We start from the raw sequence: 16562 nt of genomic DNA on the forward strand, positions 1-16562 counted from the left end.
ATAATGAAAATTTTACTCGCAGGCGGTAGCGGACAGCTAGCTCAAGAATTACAGCCCATACTATTATCTGTGGGAGAGGTCATTTCAGTCGATCGCACTTCCGTCGATTTATCCCAACCCGAAACCATCCGTCAAGCAATGGCTGACATTCAACCGGATGTAGTAGTGAATGCCGGCGCTTACACTGCGGTGGACAAAGCCGAAACCGAAGCAGACTTAGCCCACGCAGTCAACGGTATCGCACCCGGAATCTTCGCCGAAGAATGTGAGAAACTGGGAGCAAGTTTAATCCACTTTTCCACTGATTACGTATTTGATGGTAGCAGCGGTTCTGCCTATCTCGAAACAGATTCTACAAACCCATTGGGAATTTACGGGAAGTCCAAATTAGCAGGCGAGGAAGCAATTAGAAAAGCGGGAAACCGACATATTATTATTAGAACCGCCTGGGTTTACGGTAACGGCGGCAAAGGCAACTTTGTCAAAACCATGCTGAGATTGGGCAAAGATAGGGAAGAACTTCGGGTAGTAGCAGATCAGATTGGAAGTCCAACTTCGACGGCAGATTTGGGGGCTGCAACTGCCCAAATCATCCCTCTGCTTGGGCTAGAAAGTTTTGGGACTTACCAGTATACTAACAGCGGTGTGTGTAGTTGGTACGATTTTGCGATCGCCATTTTTGAAGAAGCAGAGAAACTCGGCTTTCCCCTCAAAATTAAGCGCGTAATTCCCATCACCACCGCCGAATATCCCACACCCGCAAAACGTCCCGCTTTTTCTGTACTTTCCACAGTAAAAATATCAGCACTTCTGGGAACCTATCCTCCCCACTGGCGGCAAGGGCTCAGACAAATGCTGGTTAAACAGTTGACAGTTGACAGTTGACAGTTGACAGATGTGCGAGTGACAGATGCCCGAAGTTTTTAAGACGGGATTTAAACCCCGCCTTAAAAACAATTTGCCTTCTAGGTAGGGGCTAACAACCATTAAATAAGTGAAATAAATAATTGAGTAAATCTTTAAAAATATCTATCTCCGAATTCATGAAAATCAAGAACCAATATGTTTTAATTATCACCTCAGTTATCGGCATTCTCATACCAGCGTCATATATTTTGTACTTGATATCCCAAGCGGGAGACTTGTCTAATTTTGATTATTGGTGGATGACTTGGAATTTTTATTCAGTAGACGGTTTCTCTACAAATCCTTTTAATTGGATATTTCGGGCGAATGAGCATTTTGTCTTGATTCCGGCGATTATCTATGGCTTGAATATTATTATCACCCAAGGTTCAAATATTGGTTTATGTTTGATTGCTTGGTTTTTGGCTTGGATTCAGTGCTATGTCTTGATTGCTTTACTACCTTTAAGATTAAGGAATTTTCCACTACAATTTATCTCAGTCATCCTGTGTATTTCTATTTTTAATTTTACTCCGGCGGCGGCACACAACTGGATGCGGGGATTCAGTGGCGTCCACTGGATTATTGCTAATTTATTTGTAATTTGTTCGATATTTTGTTTGCAATCCTATGTTAATTTATTATTAAATAGCAGAGAAGCACAACCTTTAGGTATTCATTCTCCGGCAAAGATTGGGAATGAGGGATGGCAACAAAACAAGTGGGTAATTGGTAGTATTGTTTTTGGGATTTTAGGTTGTATTAGTTACAGCACTCCTTTAGGTTTGTGGCCGATATTGTGTGGGGCTGCGATTGTGCTTCGGTTTCCTCGGCGGATAACTTATTTGTATTTTGCTGCTTCGATTGCGGTGATTGGTATTTATTTCTTAACTTACAAAACTCCGTCCAATCATCCTTCTTTAACTAAAATCAATCCGCTGAAAACTCTCGAATATATTCCGATTTATCTCGGGGGTATTTTTACCGAAAACATTATTGTTGCGTCAATTATTGGTATAATTGGTTTGATTGCTGTAACGGGTTTTGTGGGTTATTGGCTATTGGTAAAAAAGTCTGTGCAGCTTGGCTATCCTGTAGGAAATCGCCAAAATTGGCTGCCTTGGCTGTCCATCCAATTGTACACCCTGCAAACGGCTTTAATGGCCGCAGTTAGTCGATCGGGATTTGGAGTCGAACAGGCTACCGCTTCCCGCTACGCCACACTCCCAGCCTTGTTTTGGATGAGTACAATTATCCTCATAGTGCTTGCGGTACGCGAGTTACAGCCCACACCGAGAATCCAAGGACGATGGCTGACACCGCTGTTTGCAGTCGTGATAGCAGCCGTCATTTTAATGTACGGGGTGGGAGGCGAAACTGCAATGGCGATCGCCCGCAGAGCAACCTATCAACCGCTAGTAGCACTATCATTGCAATTAGGCATCACCGACATCACCCTAATTAAAGAGAGAGTAGGAAACAAACCCGCCGCATTTGTCGGGTTAATCGATGCCTTAAAAACTAACAACTTAGTACCATTCAATCGAGACATCAAAAAATACAACTTTTGTGCAGCATTAGACACAAAAATCGACCCGAATTTACTCTCAGCCCCCAAAGACGGAGTACCCGGATATTTTGATACAATCACCAAACTCGCACCAGCCGCCGCCAGAGTAATTGGTTGGGTAGGAGATCCCGAAAATCATGTAAAATGTATTGTCATTCTCAACCAAGAAAATGTAGTTCGAGGTTTCGCTATGTCAGGATTTCCCCGCCCCGACTTAGTTAACTTATTTGGGGTAGCCTACGAATCCGCAGCTTGGAGAGGATACATTCAAACATCGCCAACAGATAAATTATTGACAGCCTATGCTTCATTCAAAAACCGCGAAGGTTGGGTAGCTTTGCGAAACTCCCAAGCGATAGACATCTTGCAAAAATAATTGGGACGATGCTCAAAGCCCATCCCACAATAAAACAAAAAATTGTGGGATGGGCTTCTAGCCCGTCCCCCAAAAATGATTAAAAGGACTTTTGCAATCTTCTCTAATCAATAACACTTACAAAAATCAGCTATGCAAAAAGATCTCAGCTTTGTAATTCCCGTTCACAATGAAGAAGCAACACTGAAATTACTGTTTGAAAAAATTACCATCGTCATGTCCCAAACAGGAATCGCAAGTTACGAAGTTATTTTCATAGACGATGGTAGCCGCGATGCTTCTTGGCGAGAAATTGCCGATTTAGCTGGTCAATTTCCCCAACGAATTAAAGCGATAAGAATGCGGCGCAATTTTGGCAAATCCTCCGCACTTTCAGCGGGATTTCGCAATGCAGCCGGGAAAATTATCTTTACTCTCGATGCAGATTTACAGGACGATCCCGCCGAAATTCCCAAATTTTTAGATCATTTAGAATTGGGATTTGATTTAGTTTCCGGTTGGCGAAGAAAGCGCAACGACCCGCTTTCTAAAACTTTACCTTCCCGCTTGTTTAATACAGTTGCGTGTTTGCTGACTGGGGTGCAAATGCACGACATGAATTGCGGTTTCAAGGCTTATCGCCGGGAGGTTTTGCATTCGATTAAATTGTACGGGGAATTGCACCGCTATATTCCAGCATTAGCAAATAATTTAGGTTTTAAAATTGGCGAAGTAGTTGTCGAACACCATCCGCGCAAACATGGCAAATCCAATTATGGCTGGGAACGCTACGCGCGGGGATTTATTGATTTGTTGACGGTGTTGGCGACGACGCAATATTTGCACAAACCGGGTCATTTGTTTGGCGGATTGGGGTTGTGTTTTGGCTTGGTGGGAACTTTTTCGCTGAGTTATTTGATTGTGATTTGGTTTCTGAATTTAGCCGGGATGCACTTTGGGCCGATCGGGAATCGACCTTTGCTATTTTTTGGGATTTTGTGTACAATTCTGTCGGTGCAGTTGATTTCTTTGGGGATTTTGGCTGAGTTGATTGCGCGGAATGTGGCTGCTGATTATGTGGATAAGCAGATTTGCGAAATTATTGATGATTCGGGTTTTGATATTTAACTGTTGATAAGATTCGGCGGTTGAAACCGCTTCTATACAAACTTTCGCCCGCGCAAAGCCTCATATCAAATCCAGTAGCATTCTCCTCCTGTATTCATCTCTCTGCGCTCTCTGCGCTCTCTGCGGTTAAATCATTCCGATACAACGGGAAACGATATGACTAAATGAACTGGTAACGAGTAAAATTATCTCTCTTTTTCTTCAGTCTGCGAAGGCGGACTTTGTTTGTATAGCCGCGAATTCTATTCCCCGGGAAATTGCGGTTGAACCACATTTGATATTATCGGATTTTAAAGATTATCCATTTGCCTTGTTTATCTACTATTTCTCCTTCAATGTTTGGATGCCAATCGCTGCGAGTCAGGATATAATCGGCATGATATTTTTGGGCTACTTTGACTAAATCCGCACTGCTGCGACGGCTGAATAAGTCGTTCCCTCCCCAAATCATTTGCGGGTTTAAGGGAACTCCCAAAACAGCTTCCATGCGATTTTGCCACTCTTTGATTCCTGTTTCTGTCAAGGGAAAATTCTTGAAATTAACTACTATCGCTCTCTGAGAGTAAAACTGGAAGCTGGTAACTGAAGGTGGAATTAATATGAGTGCATCTTGATTGCTAATTTGCGAAAAGTGTAAAGCTAATCTGTTTAAGTCGTCGCTGGGAACTACATTAATATTAACTCTTTTTTGAAAGGTTTCTAACATTGGCTTTGGTAAAATTCCTGCTACTCCAAAAACTAAGATGGCGGTAGTTGCCAAGGCTAAAATATGGGTTACTATTTGTGTGAGTGGTGTAGATATAGATGTTTGTTCTAAAATGAAAGGCAAGGCAAGAATTGAAAAGAGGATAGGTATGCTAATTAGGCGATTGCCGATTATTTCCCACGAATCAGTCACCGGATATATCAAACTAACAATTAACGTTACTGCTGTAAAAATCCACAGCAATATATTGTATCTCTTGGGAAATACGTAATTTCTGGTTTGCCAAACTGATAATCCGAGGAAAATTACACCTCGAAAAGGCAAAGTTAGTACAGAGAGCAGCAACAAGCTAACAGCTATCTTTTTATTTGTGTAAAGCTTCTCGACGGTTAAACTAACAGCAATAAATATAATTAACTGAGCAAATGGAACGGTTCTCGCCAATTGCAGTTTGGCGATTAAAGCCAGCGGGTAAACTTCTACAAATACGTAGTTTAGGCACAGTGCGAAAATTGACGTGCCAACAATTATGTAAAAATTAATCTTGTCTTCTTTTTGGAGTAAGTCGGTATTTTTGATGCACAGCAAGCCGCCACTGATGAAACATATAAAGTTGAACCAATTCCCAATAGTCCAATTTGACGGGAGGATGTGGTGAGGATTGCGGACTTTGGCGTGGATGAATACAAACTCGGCATTGTCGATGGTTTGAGTGCCGGTAGTACCTGTCAATAACATGGGTACGTACACTATACTTGACATTGCTGCTAAAAGTGCGATCGCCCAAATCAACGTTTTGAACTGCCGCTCTCTTACAGATTCTATCAGTAAAACCGGAATCATCATCAATCCCGGCAGCAAACCCACTAAAAATTGCAGCAAACAAGCCAATCCAAAAAAGAAATATCCTGTCAGCCATTTCTGACGCAAACTAAAATAAATTCCCCAGATTGCGACACCCATTGCGAAGGTACTCGGTACTGATTTTGTGGAAAATATCAGCGTGTTTCCCACATCCGTAAATGATGCGGCTAAACACAAGAAACTCATTGCTGCTACGGGCAGTTGTGAATTAGTATATATTCTGATAATTGCCCGACAAGCTAGGATAACTGAACTAAAGGCTAGGAATTGATAAATAAAATGTACTAAGGGGATGCTTAACCCTAGGCTTGCTAACAAATAAATGATATGATAATAATAGTATCTCGGATTTAATTTAACCATTTCCTGAACGTGATAGTCATTTTTGTAGAGTTCAGGATTGAGCAGGGATTGGATTTGTGGCAATTCGGGAAAGTTGCCTCCTATCGGGAACTTATACCCTACTGCTATGAATGAAGCGATGATGATAACAGTATAGAGAGATAGATTAAAATTCCTGTTTGATTTTTCAGTTTTCTGCATTGACGGTTCATTTTTTTTGAGCTGATATTAAATATATTTGTGAAGGGGCTTTTTTGTGAGCCGCAGAGGCGCAGAGGATTCAGAGGAGGAAAAAGAGCGAAAGCAGGATCGAATTTATATCTATAGTTTTTGTAGGATGGCTTAACCAGTATATGTAACATAAGCCAATACTGTTCAGTTAAACAAGCAATTGCTCCGCGCGCACATCAGTTAATCGAGAAGCGTCATAGTCTCTGCGATTGCTTCGCTCGCTCGCAATGACATCCTTTGCTAACTTAACCAGTATCTGTAATATAAGGTAGAGATTTAATAAATCTGCTCCTGCCGGAATATTGCAAATGAAATCACTAGATATGATATCACGGACTGGGACGATCGCTATTTCGGGTTTTGCTACAAAGGCAGGTACTGCACGCAGTTAGCTAAATCTTCAGATTCGTTAACCTTAGCGATGATTTCCAAGTCACGAATACAATCACCAACAGTTACACTTTGTTGGTGAGCGTAGATGACGCCAGCAAAATTTATTCCTTCTTGCTGGCGACGGTTTGCTATGGCTAAAAAATCCTCATCTTGGGTAAAAACAACGCGCTGAAGCTCGGCTGCGCGATCGAGTATAATAGTGTCGGGCATACCTGTTCTACCGTCGTCTTGAACCGTCAGAACATCTACATCCCGAAACTGCAATCCCACCGTAATTGCCAAGTGGATATGTTCGTCCATATATAGCGCTATGCTCATTTAATTAGTCCCTGGGCACGCAGTTTCTTAGCCAAAGCAGATTCGCCAGCCTCTAATCGCAACTTTTCGGCATACTCAAACCTGCGCTGCATATCTGCATCAAGCTCTTGTTTGTGATCCCAATAATAAGCAAAAGCAGAATGAATTTGGCTCATTGTCAAATAGCGGTGGTTGAGGTGCAACTCCGCTGGACTCCACCCGTAAGCGATATGAGCTTGTACTAATTCAATCACTTTCATTGTGGTTCCGGCGATGAGAGGAACGTTCTTCTCATCTAATTCCACATATTTGTATTCGGTTGCAGTTAGCGGCATAATTTACCTCGTTAATGAATGCAATTTAATTATACTCAAAGGACTTTAGTCCTTTGAGATGAGGACTAAAGTCCTCACTACAAACACGCAACTGCACATCACATAATATCAAAACAAAACCCGCAACAGCGGGCTTTCCAGGATTTTCTCGGACAGGGATTTCCTATGTTAAACCACTGGTTTCAACCAGTGGATTAATCCTAATAACCAGGCTCTTCCTCGTACTCAGGAGTCTTAGTCTTCTCAGGGATATTCACCCGAGGAGCCTGGTAAGGCTTCGATGCTTCATCGTCAGCCCAAGCATCCGCCTCCACATCATCCTCGTACTCGTACTCCACCACGACAGGCTCCTTCGGGCGAGAAACCTGAGGGCTGTACTGCTTCTCTTCGTACTCGTCTTCCTCGTAATCGTCCTCGCCGCCCCAATTATCCTCTTCATACTCATCATAATCGTCTATCTGCTGAGGCTGCGGCATCGCGCGCATCTGCTGCTGTCGTACCGGTGGGCGATTCCACTGGGAATCCTCATCCCAAGGAACCTCTTCTACCACGGGTGCTGCTACTCGGCTTCGCATTTCCGGTGCAGGAATCCGCACGCCCGGGCCCAATTGATGGTCTGTAGCCACAGGTTTGGGATAATAGCCTTGTTCCTCCTCGTCGCGTTCCCAAGGTGCTTGTCCCAAACCGACGCGCTCTAGCAAACCCACGCTAAGCTGCCTCAGCCTTTCCTCGGAACCTTCAAATACAATCAAGCGGTTGGGGCCGCTGCTGACAATTTCTTCAATCCCCAACTCGTAGGTACTGAGAACTTGGTCGGGGATTTGGGGGATTCCGAGGGAAGCGATGACGATAGAAACTAACTTACCGTCTTCCGGGTCGAATCTAAAGCCCCGCACCCTTCCCAAAAGTTCGCCGGTTTCGGTAATCACTTCGCTGTTAATCAAAATGCTGTAGACTTCAACATCAACATCATCTTCGATCGCACTTTCATCTTCCACCAACAGCACGTCGCCAATTTCGCTGACATTGCTGAGGAACATAAACTTTGGTAGTCCAGCGATCGCAAATATATTATCACGCAGACCGATCGCCACAACTTCCCGGCGATCGATGTCCACCCACAATTGACTGACGACACCCAAGCGCTTACCTCTGTCGCGGGTGATGACCTGAGTGCCGAGAATATCGGAGCGTTGGCAAATTTGTTCTGATGTCATTCTAACTTTAATCCTGATTTACCATAAGAATGGGTCTAAAACCCCGTGCCTTTAGCACGGCTTTGCTTTATGCTTGTAGTAGCGGAAAGGTAATCAACCACTCTAAAAACCTAGCTGTCGAAAGACAAAGCGCTGAACCTTGAAAATTGAATCTAAGCGGTTCTACTGCATTTTTCTAGACTCCACCTCGCAGTAGGTAAAAGATTGAGAGGAGCTAGACTCACAGCATTTGAAGCGAATTTGCTTCAAATTGAAACAGGACTTGCTCAAAAGCAAATAGGGTAGGGCATACCCGAATTAACGCTTGGGGAGAGTCCCACCTCTGAGCTAGATACTGCAAGGAATCTAGTTTAAGTGGTCTCGGTGAGCCAAGAATCCTCGTACCTTCAGGTCGAGGAGTGTCAACAAATATGTATATCACTGAACACCATCATCAACAGATACTCCGGGACTACAACTTAAGTCCGATGACCTGAGTATAAGCTCCCCGCGCTTGAGTAACACCAATTGTACGCTCAGCCGATTGAATCATAGGTCGCCGCAAACTCACAACAATAAACTGGGCTTGTTCAGACTGTCGTTTTATCATTCTAGCTAATCGCTCCACATTTGCCCCATCCAGAAACATATCCACTTCATCAAAAGCATAAAACGTAGACGGGCGGTAGCGTTGCAGCGCAAAAATAAAACTCAGCGCCGTCAGCGACTTTTCGCCTCCCGACATGGAAGCCAGCCGCTGAACGGGTTTCCCCTTCGGGTGAGCGACCAAATTCAAACCGCTGCTGAAGGGGTCTTCCTGGTCATCTAGCTGAAGATACCCGTCACCTTCGGAAAGTTCCGCAAAGATAGTCTGGAAGTTCTCGTTAACCGCATCGAAAGCTTCTTTAAAAGCGCGCCGCCTGAGCGTGGTAAAATTTTCGATTCTCAACAAAAGTTCAGTGCGTTCTCCTGCCAATGTCGTCAATTTTTGACTCAATTCTTGCAGGCGTTCTTGAGTGCGGTTGTACTCTTCCAATGCTAGCATATTCACCGGTTCTAAAGCTTGAATGCGTTTGGCGATCGCCTTTACTTCTTGCTGCAATTCCGTCAAATTGGCTTTCTCTACATTTTCAGGAATCGACGGCACCGGATCGGGCATTTCCGCTCGCTGCGTTTCCATGAGAGTGCGGACGGCGGCTAATTGTTCCCGGCGTTCTTGCTGAGTTTCGTGCAGTTTTTGCAACTGCCATTGTAACTGTTGTTTTGCCAAATGTTGCTCTCGCAGTTGCGATTCCGCGCGATCGCGTTCTCCCTTCTCCAAACCCAATTTCTCCTCAATTTGGGCCAAAGCCGCCTTAGCTGCTGCAATCTGTGCGTCGAGTTCCAACTGCTGCGAAACAATGCGATTTACAGCATCAGTTCCCGCATTTTGCTGCACTTGCCATTCCTGCAATTTCTCGCTGCCTTCCTTAATTTTCTCTTCCAAGCGCCCGAATTGATTTTGCAAGTCTCCTTGGCGCTGCTGGGCGTTTCTCAGAGCCAATTCGCGCTCTTGCAGTTGCGCTTCTTGAGCGCGCAAACCCGACTGCATTTGCTGCCATTCGCTGTGACTGTTCGACTCTTCCAACTGCGCCAAAGTTTGGCGGTACTGCTGCAATTGAGTTTCCTGTGCGGGCAATTCCCTCGCAAGCAACTGCAATCGCGATCGCGAATCAGTCAATTCCTGAGTATTTTTAGCAATTTGCGATCGCACTTGTTCTTGTTGCGCTTGCAAATTCTTTATTTCCGACTCCAACTGTTCCAAGCGCAACTGATGTTCGCGCAAATTCTGCTTCGCCTCCATCAATTCTTGACTGCGAGTTTTGACAGCAACAGCAGCGCGATCGATCGCAATTTTGCACCGTTCCAAAATCCGCTCAATTTCCTCAATACGTTCTTGCAAAGCAGCAATTGTCCGCGCTTCATCCCCAGCATCACTAGCATCAACCGTACCAAAATGCAAGGTAGATCTATTAGTAGAACTTCCCCCAGTCATCGCGCCGCTAGTTTCCAGAATTTCCCCATCCAAAGTGACAATCCGGTACTGTCCCAAATAGCGGCGGGCATCAGTAAGATTGCTAAACACCACCGTACTGCCAAAAACGTAAGCAAAAATCTCCTGATAGCGCGCATCGCACTCAATCAAATTCACAGCCGCATCCAGAAATCCAGCCGCCCGTCGCAAATTTTCATTCACCGAAAACCTGCCGCCCCTAATCTTATTCAAAGGCAAAAACGTCATTCTTCCCGCCCGTTTTTGCTTCAACAATTCGATCGCAGCAGCACCCACACTGTCATTTTCCACCACCATATTACCCATGCGGCCGCCCGCCGCAATTTCCAGCGCCAACTGAAAGCGCGGTTCCACCCTGCCCAGTTGAGCCACCAAGCCACAAACTCCGCCAATTCCGCTTTGTGCGATAATTTTTGCAGTAAACGTGCCGCTCGCTTCTTGCTGGGCTTGAAACTGCACTTCTAGCTTATCTAACTTGCGCTGTCTTTCCCGCTGTTCTTCCAGCAAACGAGTTTGAGTTTCCTGTTGCAATTGCAATTCTTGTTCGGCTGCGACTACAATCTGATTCAGCGATTCTACTTGCAAAGCCGCAACTTTTTGGGTTTCCCCAAGACTTGATTGCTGAACTTTTTTTGCTGTAATTTCCTGTTCCAATACTTGCAGCGATTGGTTTTGTTCTTGAATTTGACTTTGCAGGCGATCGGCTCTTTCGCCAATAGTAGCTTGTTCGGTGCGCTGCGGCTCCAAAGTTTGCTGAATTGTCTCGATTTGGCGGTGCAGTTCCGTTTGTTGCTGTACCCAAACTTCGGCCGTCGAGGCGATCGCATTTGCAACTTCCCGACTCTGATCTAAACTTTGTTGGGCGGCGTCGCGCTGTTCCTGAAAAGTACCTATTTGAGACATCACATAGGATATTTCAATCTCAATTTGCTCCAAACTTTGCCGAAACTGCCGCACTTCTTCCTCAGTTTGTGCTATATTAGCCGCCATTTGTCCAGCAGTTGTTTCCAAATCCTGTTTGCGATTTTGGAGTTGCCGCCGTTCCGCTTCCTGAGTGGCAATACTTGCTTGCAAAGCCAACAATTCCGACTCGCCCAAAGCTTTAACGCGAGCATTCAGCGCGTCAAGTTCAGCGGTTGCAGCTTGAATTTGGGTGGTAATGGCTTGCAATTGTTCGGTGAGAGATGTAGAATTGCGATCGCCCGTTTCGATTTGTTCGCGCAGTTTCCACTCTTGCTTTTGCAACTGACGGAACTTGAGAACAATTTCCCACTGCGACTTCTCTTGAAATTCCGCCCGCAACTTTTGATATTTTTCCGCTTTTGCGCGATCGTTCGCCAGTCTATCGCGCTGAGAAATCAGTTCTTTTTCCACAATCCCGCTGCGTTCTTCAACTTCCTTAACTTCATCCAACTTCTGCCGTGCGAGAGAGATTTTGCGATCGAATTGAGCCACACCTGCCAATTCATCAATAATTTCGCGGCGTTCCTTAGAATTCATCGAAATAATGCTAGTAACGTCTCCTTGCAAAACAACGTTATAACCTTCGGGATAAATTCGCAAACGGTTAAGTTGTTCGTGCAGTTGAGTCAGCGTGCAAGGTGCGCCATTAATGTAATAATTTGACGTATAAGTTCCTTGACGAGTGACTCGGAGTTTGCGCGTCACACTCCACTCATCCGATTTTCGATTTTCGATTTTGGATTTTCGATTGTTAGCGAGTAGTTGTCCGTTGTTTTCTTGACTGGTGGCGATTTCTATTTCTTCGACTTCTTCAACAGATAACTCATCCGATTTTGGATTTTGGATTTTGGATTTTGGATTTGATGATTGTCCGTTGTTGTCTTCAGTTTCTGGAATTTCGACTGCTTCTACGTCTTCTGCTTCAACAGACTCAACAGACAAATCATCCGCTGCCTTTTCTACCTCATCCTCATCCTCATCTTCATCCTGAGCGAACCATTCATCACCCACATCTTCCAGCGCAAAAGTAGCAGTCACGCTAGCCTCAATCGTACCGCGCTTATTTTGGGCGCTGTTCACCAAATCCGGCAAACGTTCAGCCCGCATTCCCTTAGAAGTCGAAAGTCCCAGACAAAACAGCAAAGCATCGAGGATATTGGACTTCCCTGAACCGTTGGGCCCGGAAACCACAGTAAAACCAGGCAGCACGGGAATGGACGTTGTGCCGCCAAAAGATTTAAAGTTAGTTAGTTCGATCCGCTTAATGTGAACCATTTGCTAGCACTAACTTTGGCTCTAGGGTGTTGTCACAGGTTAGCACAGGCATTGGGGCGATCGACAACGTGCGAACTTCTCGGCATTGTCGATCGAGTTGACATCCTACACCTTTGTCGATCGTCCCATCGGCCCGTACTACAAAATAGCTTATTGAGAATAGCACCACATCTGCATCTCGATCGACAACCACAAACAAAAGTAAATCTTGATACAGATAACTCCATAGGACTTGATCGATATTATTCGTGCGATCGTAACCTGAAACCCTCACCCAGCCACAATGGGAGCAAGTATAATACCAGGAATTCTTAACATCCCCCCTGGACATATAAAAACTTTCCGGTAAAATCGAACCAAAATTAACTCAATTGGCGTAAGTCCCACGCTGTAATTGTACTCAATTCAGCATTGGGATATAAGCTAAGCAAGGTCTATGAAAAAAAAGCGACAATTTCCTCAAAAGTCTAAGATATAAGTGGTTGCGACCCACCCACTCGACTGCAAACAACAGGCTACAGTAGCAGTAAAATGCTTGGCCCCGGACAACTGCGAGAGAAAAGGGGAAAGAGCAGACCGCTGGTTGGTAAGGTACGTCCCACCATAAAATATAATCCAAGTTTGTTGTACGAAAATAGTTTTTTGCCTTGGGAAACAGGGCTTCTGCGTGGATTCCCTAGGTCGGGATAAAGGCCGTAAAAAGCCAGAGATGCTGTGTCAGACTTGGATCGTCTTCAGTGACGAATACCCAGAAATGGGTATACCCAACAGAGCAACGGCAAACGATACACGAAGCCCGAACTATAACGGTATTTCGTTTAGTTTGGGTATTTCACTAATGTATAAAGTAACGAAGCGCATTATGGAGGGCAAACCCATTACACCAGCTCAAAACTCATCTAACCTGTCCGCTTCACCAGAAAGCGACCAACAAGTATTACAAATTTGGGGTCGCCAGCCCCTGAAAGGACACGTCAAAATCAGCGGCGCCAAAAACTCGGCCTTAGTAGTCATGGCAGGAGCTCTACTATGCCCTGACGATTGCCACATCCGCAACGTTCCCGCATTGGTCGATGTCGCCCGCATGGGGCAAATTCTCTCGGCTGTAGGAGTCAAAGTACAGCAGAATGGCGATACTTTAGACATCAACGCCAGCAACCTCCTGGATGCTCAAGCCCCCTACGAATTAGTCAGCCAACTGCGGGCGAGCTTCTTCATCATCGGGCCCCTGCTAGCGCGTTTGGGATTTGCCAAAGTGCCATTACCAGGTGGTTGTGCCATCGGCGCCAGGCCCGTAGAACTCCACGTTCGGGGCCTGCAAGCCCTTGGTGCCGAAGTCCACATCGATCACGGTACTGTTAACGCTTACGTCAAAGGGCCGAACCGCCGCTTGAAAGGAGCCAAAATTTATTTGGACTACCCCAGCGTCGGCGCCACTGAAACTTTGATGATGGCGGCGACTTTAGCGGAAGGAGAAACCGTAATTGAAAACGCGGCTCAAGAACCGGAAGTCGTCGATTTGGCGAATTTCTGCCGTGCGATGGGAGCCAAAATTCAAGGCGCGGGCACAAATACGATCGTCATTTCGGGAGTTGAGAAACTCCACGCGGTAGACTATGCAATTATTCCCGATCGCATCGAAGCCGGAACATTTTTATTAGCAGGAGCCATCACTCACTCAGAAATCAGTTTGTCGTCGGTAATTCCCGACCACCTGACCGCAGTTATTGCCAAATTGCAGACAATGGGGGCGAAAATTATCGTAGAATCCGACATTGTGCGGATAGTTCCCGGCAAAATTCACACCGCCACAGACATCGAAACTCTGCCTTACCCGGGTTTCTCCACAGATATGCAAGCTCCGTTTATGGCTTTGCTGACGCTGAGCGAAGGAGACAGCTTGATCAAAGAAACCGTATTTGAGAACCGCTTGCGCCACGTAGCAGAACTCAACCGCATGGGCGCCGACATTCGCGTTAAAGGCAATGTCGCCGTAGTGCGCGGAGTCCCAATGCTGTCGGGTGCGCCCGTAGTCGCAACAGATTTGCGGGCTTCGGCGGCTTTGGTAATCGCGGGACTTGCAGCCGATGGTGTCACCACCATCAGCAGCTTGCAGCATTTAGATCGGGGCTACGAGCAGTTAGAGATGAAACTCCAAAAATTGGGAGCCAAGTTGCGACGAGTCAAAGAGGGCACAGACCCGGCGACGGCTGAGGCTCCTGTCAATCCCGTGCGATCGAGTTTAAACTGTTAGTTAGTAGTTAGTGGTTATTTGTTATTGGTTGTCGGTTATTTGCGGTGCCCGCTCGCTTAGTCGAAGGGTCGAAGAGTTATTATTTATTAGTTCTCATAACTAATAAATAATAAATAACAAATAACAAATAACAAATAACCACTGCCAACTGCCCAATGACCAACTGACTAAAATGTTAAACATCCCGCTCATCGGTTTAAAAGCAGACCAGTTTCGGCACCCGCTGGACTTGGAAGCCACCAACGCGCTCAAACAACTGCCCGGACTAGATTTGATGGTGCGGCAGTTGCTGGGACAACTTGGCGAACAGTTTTTCATGCTCGAAAATCTGGCTTCCAGCGTCCTAGTCAGCGAAAATCAACTGCCGCACCTGCATCAATTGCTAGTGGATGCTTGCAAAACTCTGGATTTGGAAGTACCGCAGCTTTATGTCCGCCAGCATCCGATGCCCAATGCTTACACCTTTGCGATGCGGGGAAAACAGCCGTTTGTGGTGATGCACACTTCGCTGATTGATTTGCTCACCGACGAGGAAGTGAAAGCCGTAATCGCTCACGAGTTGGGACATTTGAAGTGCGAACACGGAGTTTATCTGACTCTGGCTAATTTAATTGTATTGGCCGCCGGTCAAATTTCGCCTTTGGGAACCGTATTCGCCCAGGGTTTGCAGACGCAAATGTTGGAATGGTTGCGCTGTGCAGAATTTACGTGCGATCGCGCCGCCTTACTCGCCACCCAAGACCCCAGAGTGGTAGCATCAGTGCTGATGAAACTGGCCGGAGGTTCGCCGACGTTAGCACCGAAACTGAATCTCGATGCGTTTTTGGCGCAAGCGCGGGCCTACGACGACCTCAGTAGCACGGAACTCGGGGAAATGCTCAAGCAAGCTCAAACGGCTCAGTTGTCCCATCCTGTACCAGTATTGCGCGCCAAAGAGATCGATCGCTGGGCAAGTTCAAAAAATTATGAATCTTTGCTTGCAGAAAGTCGATCGGCGTGTTATGATGGTGAAACCACCAAAAAGGGCGGGTGGCGAAATTGGTAGACGCATCAGACTCAAAATCTGACACCGAAAGGTATGAGAGTTCGATTCTCTCTCCGCCCATTGCTCAGACAGCTTATGGCTACGCCATTTAGGAATCTCACTCAATCTCTGGTTGATAATTTCCGCTCATTTTTCGCTCATCTCGTCTTTCAGTTTAACGAAAAAAAAGAGGCATAACCGCCCCTAATGTTAAGATTTATGACCCGCCCTTAACCGGACGGGTTTTGTTTTGCCTGCCCCCTATTCCGGCGCTGGCTAGCCAAGCTGGGAATAGAGGGAGAACAGGTACAAAAAACCGCCCGGTTAAGGGCGAATAAGGTTAGGGAGGGGGGTTAGATGTCAAGGTGTAATCAAGGACAGTAAATCATCTATCTGTAGCCCATAAATTTCACTTACAAGTGCTAACGTCTCGGGCGTAATTCCGATTCTTACTAAAGCTTTGAGCGCACCTTCTAGAGGCAATTGGCGATTCGTCATGCTGTCTATTGTCGCGATACGAGTATTAGTTGCCTGATGCTTTGCATACATGGATTCATTCATTGCGATTGAGTGACCAAGAAAATGGGATACAAGCCCCGTCCTTTTAGGACGGCTTTTCTTGATTTCTAATATACTCTTTCAATACTTCTAAGGGTGCGGCACCAACGGA

Annotated in this window: 11 protein-coding genes and 1 tRNA gene; 6 read left to right on the forward strand and 6 right to left on the reverse strand. The window is 45.7% G+C overall.

Features of this window, described 5'->3' with window-relative positions; translation table 11 throughout:
- Positions 1-3 precede the first annotated feature (3 nt).
- From rfbD to JGK22_RS16985, 3 genes are all read left to right on the forward strand, one after another.
- Positions 4-885 (forward strand): dTDP-4-dehydrorhamnose reductase, encoded by an 882-nt coding sequence (gene rfbD, locus JGK22_RS16975; protein WP_293198747.1) that lies wholly within the window; start codon positions 4-6, stop codon positions 883-885.
- A gap of 158 nt (positions 886-1043) precedes the next feature.
- Positions 1044-2852: a hypothetical protein gene (locus JGK22_RS16980; protein ID WP_293193408.1), complete on the forward strand. Its 1809-nt coding sequence runs from the start codon at positions 1044-1046 to the stop codon at positions 2850-2852.
- Between the two features lie 132 nt (positions 2853-2984).
- Complete coding sequence (locus JGK22_RS16985; RefSeq protein WP_293208265.1) at positions 2985-3959, forward strand: glycosyltransferase family 2 protein; 975 nt, start codon at positions 2985-2987, stop codon at positions 3957-3959.
- Between the two features lie 280 nt (positions 3960-4239).
- On the opposite strand, the gene JGK22_RS16990 is transcribed toward JGK22_RS16985, so the two are convergent.
- The 6 genes from JGK22_RS16990 to JGK22_RS17015 all read right to left on the reverse strand — a co-directional run bounded on the left by JGK22_RS16990 (position 4240) and on the right by JGK22_RS17015 (position 12945).
- Positions 4240-6072 carry a DUF6798 domain-containing protein gene (locus JGK22_RS16990; RefSeq protein WP_293313251.1) on the reverse strand — a complete coding sequence of 611 codons (1833 nt, stop codon included), beginning with the start codon at positions 6070-6072 and terminating at the stop codon, positions 4240-4242.
- 393 nt (positions 6073-6465) lie between these two features.
- Positions 6466-6813, reverse strand: coding sequence for a DUF5615 family PIN-like protein (locus JGK22_RS16995; protein ID WP_293193411.1), 348 nt, complete (start codon positions 6811-6813; stop codon positions 6466-6468).
- Positions 6810-7127 carry a DUF433 domain-containing protein gene (locus JGK22_RS17000; RefSeq protein ID WP_293185968.1) on the reverse strand — a complete coding sequence of 106 codons (318 nt, stop codon included), beginning with the start codon at positions 7125-7127 and terminating at the stop codon, positions 6810-6812. Before JGK22_RS17000 ends, JGK22_RS16995 begins: the two co-directional genes overlap by 4 nt.
- Before the next feature lie 200 nt (positions 7128-7327).
- Positions 7328-8344: a PRC-barrel domain-containing protein gene (locus JGK22_RS17005; protein WP_293185969.1), complete on the reverse strand. Its 1017-nt coding sequence runs from the start codon at positions 8342-8344 to the stop codon at positions 7328-7330.
- A gap of 451 nt (positions 8345-8795) precedes the next feature.
- Positions 8796-12614: a chromosome segregation protein SMC gene (gene smc, locus JGK22_RS17010; RefSeq protein ID WP_293313253.1), complete on the reverse strand. Its 3819-nt coding sequence runs from the start codon at positions 12612-12614 to the stop codon at positions 8796-8798.
- Positions 12601-12945, reverse strand: coding sequence for a hypothetical protein (locus JGK22_RS17015; RefSeq protein WP_293185971.1), 345 nt, complete (start codon positions 12943-12945; stop codon positions 12601-12603). The genes smc and JGK22_RS17015 overlap by 14 nt, the downstream gene beginning before the upstream one ends.
- A 507-nt stretch (positions 12946-13452) precedes the next feature.
- On the opposite strand from JGK22_RS17015, the gene murA reads away from it, so the two are divergent.
- From murA to JGK22_RS17030, 3 genes are all read left to right on the forward strand, one after another.
- Complete coding sequence (gene murA / locus JGK22_RS17020; protein ID WP_293208277.1) at positions 13453-14868, forward strand: UDP-N-acetylglucosamine 1-carboxyvinyltransferase; 1416 nt, start codon at positions 13453-13455, stop codon at positions 14866-14868.
- Between the two features lie 172 nt (positions 14869-15040).
- Positions 15041-15913, forward strand: coding sequence for a M48 family metallopeptidase (locus JGK22_RS17025; RefSeq protein ID WP_293185972.1), 873 nt, complete (start codon positions 15041-15043; stop codon positions 15911-15913).
- A tRNA-Leu gene (locus JGK22_RS17030) sits at positions 15892-15973 on the forward strand. Before JGK22_RS17025 ends, JGK22_RS17030 begins: the two co-directional genes overlap by 22 nt.
- Positions 15974-16562: the final 589 nt, after the last annotated feature.

This window comes from Microcoleus sp. PH2017_08_TRC_O_A (assembly GCF_020738665.1).
Lineage (GTDB): Bacteria > Cyanobacteriota > Cyanobacteriia > Cyanobacteriales > Microcoleaceae > Microcoleus.